This is a genomic window from Pseudomonas sp. NFIX28 (assembly GCF_900107395.1).
Classification (GTDB): domain Bacteria; phylum Pseudomonadota; class Gammaproteobacteria; order Pseudomonadales; family Pseudomonadaceae; genus Aquipseudomonas.
In genome coordinates this window covers 130,508-137,584 of the sequence record NZ_FNPW01000013.1, presented here as the reverse complement: position 1 = coordinate 137,584, position 7,077 = coordinate 130,508, and the positions used below count along the sequence as shown (strand labels likewise).

At 64.6% G+C, this 7,077-nt stretch carries 5 protein-coding genes; 1 reads left to right on the top strand and 4 read right to left on the bottom strand.

Features of this window, described 5'->3' with window-relative positions:
- Positions 1 to 126: 126 nt before the first annotated feature.
- Together BLV20_RS22965 and BLV20_RS22960 are read right to left on the bottom strand one after the other, a co-directional pair.
- Positions 127 to 1,749 carry an MFS transporter gene (locus tag BLV20_RS22965; protein WP_092304739.1) on the bottom strand — a complete coding sequence of 541 codons (1,623 nt, stop codon included), beginning with the start codon at positions 1,747 to 1,749 and terminating at the stop codon, positions 127 to 129.
- A 204-nt stretch (positions 1,750 to 1,953) separates the two neighbouring features.
- The gene (locus BLV20_RS22960) at positions 1,954 to 3,600 is read right to left on the bottom strand and encodes a GMC family oxidoreductase (protein ID WP_092304738.1); all 1,647 of its coding nucleotides are present in this window, start codon (positions 3,598 to 3,600) and stop codon (positions 1,954 to 1,956) included.
- A gap of 131 nt (positions 3,601 to 3,731) precedes the next feature.
- Between BLV20_RS22960 and BLV20_RS22955 the strand changes: the two genes are divergently transcribed.
- A complete protein-coding gene (locus tag BLV20_RS22955; RefSeq protein WP_092304737.1) occupies positions 3,732 to 4,631 on the top strand; it encodes a LysR family transcriptional regulator in 900 nt (299 codons plus the stop codon).
- 128 nt (positions 4,632 to 4,759) lie between these two features.
- Here BLV20_RS22955 and BLV20_RS22950 read toward each other — a convergent pair whose 3' ends face one another.
- Entirely contained in the window at positions 4,760 to 6,640 is a 1,881-nt protein-coding gene (locus BLV20_RS22950) for a DUF3857 domain-containing transglutaminase family protein (RefSeq protein ID WP_092304736.1), read from the bottom strand.
- A gap of 113 nt (positions 6,641 to 6,753) precedes the next feature.
- Positions 6,754 to 7,077 (bottom strand): hypothetical protein (locus BLV20_RS31590; RefSeq protein ID WP_218190308.1); only part of this gene is annotated, 324 nt, incomplete at its 5' end.

Below are 7,077 nucleotides of genomic sequence, written 5' to 3'. Positions count from 1 at the left end.
TTTGGGGCGAGGTAGGAGCCAAGCTTGCTGGCGAATAGGGCCTTGAAGCTGCGGCGATCTTACGGCCGGTTCGCGAGCAAGCTTCGCTCCTACGGAAGGCAGGCCCGGGTCATCGACCCGGGGCTTTCAGTTTTTGTCGATATCGACGTGGCGGGTTTCGCGCAGGCAGATCAGGCCGACGAACAGGCTGACCCCGGTAATCAATACCGGGTACCACAGGCCGTAGAAGATATCGCCGGTGTACACCACCAGGGCGAACGACACGGTCGGCAGGAAGCCGCCAAACCAGCCATTGCCGATGTGGTAGGGCAGGGACATGGAGGTATAGCGGATACGGGTCGGGAACAGTTCGACCATCAGCGCTGCCAGCGGGCCGTAGCACATGGCGGCGATCAGGATCAGGGCGACGATCAGCACCACCACCATGGTTTTGTTGACGTTCTGGATGTCGGCCTGTTGCGGGTAGCCGGCCAGGGTCACGGCGCCGCGCAGGGCCGCTTCGTCGAAACCGTCGATCTGTACCTCGCCGACGCTGACCTGCACCGGGCTGCCGGCCGGCGCCGCGACGCTGGTGTAGGGCAGGCCCTGCTTGACCAGGAAGGTCTTGACCTTGTCGCACGGGCTGTCGAAACGCGCCTTGCCCACCGGGTCGAACTGGAAGGTGCAGGTGGCGGGGTCGGCCAGCACGCTGATCGGCGCCTGGCGGCTGGCCTGGTCGATGGCCGGGTTGGCGTAGTAGGCCAGGGACTTGAAGATCGGGAAGTACAGCGCGGTGGCCAACAGCAGGCCGACCATCAGCACCGGCTTGCGGCCGACCTTGTCCGACAGCCAGCCGAAGAAGATAAAGAACGGCGCGCCGATCACCACGCTGATAATCAGCAGCATGTTGGCCAGGGCCGGGTCCATCTTGAGGAACTGGGTGAGGAAGAACAGCACGTAGAACTGCGCGGCGTAGAAGGTCACGGCCTGCCCGGCGTTGATGCTGAACAGGGCGATCAGCACCACCTTGAGGTTTTCCCATTTACCGAAGGATTCGCGGATCGGCGCCTTGCTCGCCTTGCCTTCTTCCTTCATTTTCAGGAAGGCCGGCGACTCGTGCAGGCTCAGGCGGATCCAGGTGGAAATGCCCAGCAGCACGATCGACAGCAGGAACGGCAGGCGCCAGCCCCAGACTTCGAACTGATCGCCGGTGAAGTAGCGGCAACCCAGCACCACCAGCAGCGACAGCAGCAGGCCGAGGGTCGCGGTGGACTGGATCCAGCTGGTGTGGAAGCCACGCTTGCCCTGGGGCGCGTGCTCGGCGACGTAGGTCGCGGCGCCGCCATATTCACCGCCCAGGGCCAGGCCCTGGAGCATGCGCAGGGCGACCAGGATGATCGGCGCGGCGATGCCGATGCTCGAATAGGTCGGCAGCAGGCCCACGGCGAAAGTCGCCAGGCCCATGAGCACGATGGTCGCGAGGAAGGTGTATTTGCGCCCGATCATGTCCCCCAGGCGGCCGAACACCAGGGCGCCGAATGGCCGCACCACGAAGCCGGCGGCGAACGCCATCAGGGCGAAGATAAAGGCGGTGGTGTCGTTGACCCCGGCGAAGAACTGCTTACTGATAACCGCCGCGAGGGCGCCGTAGAGGAAAAAGTCGTACCACTCGAACACCGTCCCCAGGGACGAGGCGAAGATGACTTTCTGGCTTTCCTGGCTGGTGGGCGCGACGACCGCCGCGTCCATCGATTGAGCATGTTCCGACATATCGATATCCCTCACAGTGATTGTTTTTGTTGTTCCACTGTCGGCGCCAATGTGGCGTCGCTATCTGCCTCTTGTCGCGGTCTTCTGCACGGCCCTTGTGTCGTAGGAGCGAAGCTTGCTCGCGAAAGGCCCTTGAGCCTTGCAGCGCTCTATAGGCCGCCATCGCGAGCAAGAACTGGGCGTCCCCCTTGCTCCTACCCCCACTCAGGCCGGGGTGACGCTTGGTTTTTCGGTGGCGGGGCTCCTGGTCGAGGTGGCGAGGATCAGCTCGGCGGCTTTCTCGGCAATCATCAGCGTCGGCGAACAGGTATTGCCGGAAGTGATGTACGGCATGATCGAGGCATCGGCGATGCGCAGGCCGGGGATGCCGTGCACCCGCAACTCGGCGTCGACCACCGCATCCGGCCCCTGGCCCATGCGGCAGGTGCCCACTGGATGGAAGATGGTGGTGCCGATGCGCGCGGCGGCTTCGTGCAGTTGTTCTTCGCTGCGCAACTCGGCCCCCGGCAGGTATTCGGTCGGCTTGAAGGCTTGCAGGGCCGGCGCGGCGACGATGCGCCGGGTCAGCCGAATGGCCTCGGCGGCGACTCGCAGGTCCTCCGGGTGGCTCAGGTAATTGGGCTGGATCAGCGGCGCCGCCTGCGGGTCGGCGGAGCGGATTTCCACCCGGCCGCGGCTTTGCGGGCGCAGGTCGCAGACCGACGCGGTAAAGGCCGGGAAGGCATGCAGCGGTTCGCCGAAGCGCTCCAGCGACAGCGGCTGCACGTGGTATTCGAGGTTGGCCGAAGCCTGCTCCGGCCCCGAGCGGGCAAACGCCCCCAGCTGGCTCGGCGCCATGGACAGCGGGCCGCTGCGGTCGTACAGGTAGCGCAGGCCCATGCCCATCTTGCCCCACACACTGCCGGCGATCTGGTTCAGGGTGCGGGCGTTTTCCAGCTTGTAGATCAGCCGCAGTTGCAGGTGGTCCTGCAGGTTGCCGCCGACCCCCGGCAGTTCGTGGGCAACGCCTATGCCTAGGCGTTGCAGCAGCGCGGCGGGGCCGATTCCGGAACGTTGCAGGATGCTCGGCGAGCCGATGGAGCCGGCACTGAGGATGATTTCGCGCCGCGCCTTGAAGGTCTGCGCCTGGCCCTGGTGACGGGCGCTGAGCGCCGCCGCGCGGCCGTTTTCCAGGAGCACGCGATCGACCTCGACCCCGGTCAGCACCGTGAGGTTGGGGCGCTGGCGAATCGGCTTGAGGAAGGCCTTGGCGGCATTCCAGCGTACCCCGGCTTTCTGGTTGACCTGGAAGTAGCCGCAGCCTTCGTTGTCGCCGCCGTTGAAGTCATCGACGCTGGCGATACCGCTCTGTTCGGCGGCGCTGCGAAAGGCATCGAGGATCGGCCACGACAGGCGCTGCCGTTCGACCCGCCATTCGCCGGCGGCGCCGTGGATTTGCGAGTCGCCGGCAAAGTGGTTTTCGCTTTTGCGAAACAGCGGCAGCACGTCCTGCCAGCTCCAGCCGGGGTTGCCGTCGGCGGCCCAGCGCTGATAGTCGCCGGCCTGGCCGCGCATGTAGATCATGCCGTTGATCGACGAGCAGCCGCCCAGCACCTTGCCGCGCGGGTAGCTCAGGCTACGGCCCTGCAGGCCGGGTTCGGCTTCGGTCTTGAAGCACCAGTCGGTGCGCGGGTTGCCGATGCAGAACAGGTAGCCGACGGGGATGTGGATCCAGGGATAGTTGTCGCGGCCACCGGCTTCCAGCAGCAGGACGCGGTGGGCCGGGTTGGCGGACAGCCGATTGGCCAGCAGGCACCCGGCGGGGCCGGCGCCGACCACTATGTAGTCGTATGGATCAAAGGCAGGCAGCATCCATGACCTCTTTTATCGTTCTTGTTGCGGCTCATCCTAGTTGTTAGCTTTCGTTAAAAGAATGTTAGTTTTTGCTCAGCCGCTGTGCGTTTTTAAACAGCGGCTTTTCCCAGCCTGCGCAAGGAAGAGTCATGTTCGACTGGAACGACCTGCGGTTTTTTCTCGAGCTGCAACGCAGCGGCCGCCTGCTGACCGCGGCCCAGCGGCTCAAGACCACCCACGCCACGGTGGCCCGGCATATCGAGGCGATCGAGAAAAGCCTGGGCACCGCGCTGTTCGTCCAGCACGCCCAGGGCTACGAACTGACGCCGGCCGGGGAGGCCTTGCTCAAGCACGCCGAGGCCATGGAGAACGTGGCCTTGCTGGCCCAGGAGGAAATCACCCAGTCCAGCGCGCCCCTGGGCAAGATCCGCGTGGGCGTCACCGAAGGCCTGGGCATCATGTTTCTCGCCAGCCGCATGCGCGGGCTGTTCGAACGCTATCCGGGGCTGGAAGTGGAGCTGGTGGCGGTGCCGCGTTTTGTCAGCATTCTCAACCGCGAGGCGGAGATCAGCATCCACCTGGAGCGGCCCAATGCCGACATGCTGGTGACCCGCAAGCTCACCGACTACCGCCTGGCGCTGTACGCCAGCCAGGACTACCTGGACCGCGCGCCGCCGCTGCGCAGCCGCGAGGACCTGGGGCGGCATGCCTGGATCGGTTATGTCGACGACCTGCTGTTCAGCCAGGAACTGATCTTCCTCACCAGCTTCTGCCGCAACCCCCAGGTGGTGTTCCACAGCACCAGTGTGATCGCCCAGCAACAGGCTGCGCGCTCCGGCCTCGGCATCGCCGTGCTGCCGTGCTACATGGCCGCCGGCGATCCGCAGTTGGTGCCGTTGCTGCCCAGCGAGAGCATCCAGCGCGCCTACTGGATCAGCACCCGGCGCGAGCTGCACAAATCCGTGCGCCTGCGCGTGGTGTGGGACTACGTGGTCGAGCTGTGCGCGGCCGAGCAGGGCTTGCTGCTCCAGGGCACTTCCCCGGCCTGACCGCCTACCTGTAGGAGCGAGGCTTGCCCGCGATGTCGTTCAACGATAACGCGCACCACCTGAATGGACGCGTTGCCCTTGCGTTCATCGCGGGCAATCGAGCGTCGACCGGCCGCTCCTACAGACGATCAGGTCTTCTTCGCTGAGCCCTTGAGCTGGACCAGCTGGCGCGCTTGCTCGGAGCAGGTCTTGGCCTGGTCGACCATGGCCTCGAACGGCGCGCCGATGATGTCCTCATGGCTCAGCCAGCGTTTTTTCTGGCTCAGGCGGTAGTGATAGCGGTACTCGCCCTTGACCCGTTCGCTGCGCAGGTCCATGTCGAACCAGGGCGAGCGCACGGTGCAGGCCTGGATGTCCTTGTCCAGCTGGGCACCGGAAAGGGTGATGGTGTAGCGCAGGGTATAAGGGTCGCCGATGTAGAGGTCCGCCAGCTGGCCATTGCGGCGGTAGTTGACCAGGAAGTTCCAGTCGCCCTCCAGGGCCTGGGGCTTGTAGAAGTAATTGCCGGAAATCTGTTCCAGGGGCTTGAGGTCGGTCAGCGCGGCCTTGACCCGGTAGGTCCTGGGCGCGACGAAGGCGGTCGGTTCGCGGCTGATCTGGCAGTCGCGCAGTTCTTGGGTGAAGCGCTCGCACAGGCTCTGGTCGTTGCTGGCGATGCCGTGCTGGTTGTCGGCAACCATCAGCTGCATCAGTTCCATGTGGCTGAACTCGATACGCGCATTGACCCGGGCCTGGCCGGCGCTGTCGAAGTGCTCCTGTTTGTTCAGCACCAGGCTGGTGTCCGGCGCTTCCAGGGGAATGTAGTCCTCGCGCACCTGGCCCTTGGCGTCGCTGACAAAGGCCCAGCGCTCCTGGATGTCGGGCATGCTGCGGCCCGGGTCGAACACCGGGTTGGTCGGGTCCAGCCACCACACCTTGCCGTCGACCTCGGCCCGCACGATGGCGTGGTTCGGCGCGTGGGTGCCGGGGATCAACAGCGGCGCGACGACGTTCTCGCGACTGACCCAGGCCGTCTCGGCCTTGATCCCGCTGGCCTTGAGCATCGCCGCCAGGAGCACCGCCAGGTCCTTGCAATCGCCATAGCCGCGCTGTTCGATCTGCTGCAGTTCGAAGGGTACATAGCCGCGCTCGGTGGCGCGCCAGTCGCCCAGGTAGCGGTAGTTGTCGTTGATGTGCTGCATCAGCCCGGCCACTTTCTCGGCTGGCGGCAGGTCGCGCAGGCCGGCCACGGCCTTGGCGCTGGCTGGCGGCAACGGCGTGGCGAGGATCTGCTGATAGCGCTGGGCCAACGGGCCGAAATAGTCCTGCACCTCGGTGCTGCTGCCCAGCTCGACCCGCGGCACGCGCTGGATAAAGCCGATCGAGGGTTCGTTGATGTAATTGAGGAAGACCGGCGCCTTCTGCTCGATGGTGAGTTTTTTCCGGTCGCTGGCGGCGCTGAAGCGGTAGTCGTGCATCTGCTCGCTGCGCCAGATGATCGGGCGCGTGGCGCGGTAGGTGATCTTGAAGCTGTCCTGGCGCACCGGCTTGGGGCCGAACTCCAGCACCGAGTGGAACTGCCCCAGCAGCGGCTTGGCCGCGTAGTGCTGCTGCACGGTGTAGCTGAGCCGGGTGCCGACCCGCAGGTTGGGGAAGGCCAGGGACGTCTGCTTCTCGCGCAGGAAACCCTGTTCCGGATTCGGCGCGGTGCGCGTATCGATCTGCGCCGGCGCCAGCGCGACGGGCTTGCCGCCCGGCTGGGTGGACTCGGCCTTGAGCAGTTCGAAGCCATCGGTCTCGGCATAGCTGAAGTCGATGCGCGAAAGCATTTCCCGGCCCGCCGGGGTAAGGATGGTGTAGCGCTGGGTGGTGGTGCAGTCGCTGCTGTGGTCGGCATTGAACTGGCATTCGATTTCGGAATCGGCGGCCAGGGCGGCTTCTGATTGCGGTTGATAGGCAGCCAGAGCTTGCCAGGAGAGCAGTCCGAGACCGGCGCAGATCAGGGGACGGTAAAGCGGAAAACGGTACATGAGCGCCTCGGGTGAATCGTGAAAATCAGCCACGTCGCGCAGGGGTGAATCACCTGTGCCGTGCGGGTGGCTAGCGGGGGAGGCGCCAAATGATAATTTATCGCAATACGGATTTACAGCATTGTCTGACAATTGATCCCGCTGAAAGGCTTGAGATAGAGCGGTTTCTTTAGAATTTTTGCAGGCTTGGGAGACGCGGGATAAAGCCAGCCACGGCGTTTTGAACGCGTCGTGGAGCACGGGGTTTCTCCCCGCAGGGTATGGCTTAAGGCCATATCTGCGTCCCGTTCGAGTGCTGGTGATTGCCGGGAAGATCCAGGGGGTTTTGCCGTCTGTTTTTTGTCGGGTATTCTGAAATATTTTGTTACGAGATAAGCGCCTCCCTGTAGCCGCTGCCGAAGGCTGCGCAAGGTCCGCAGGACCTTCGGCGGCCGAGA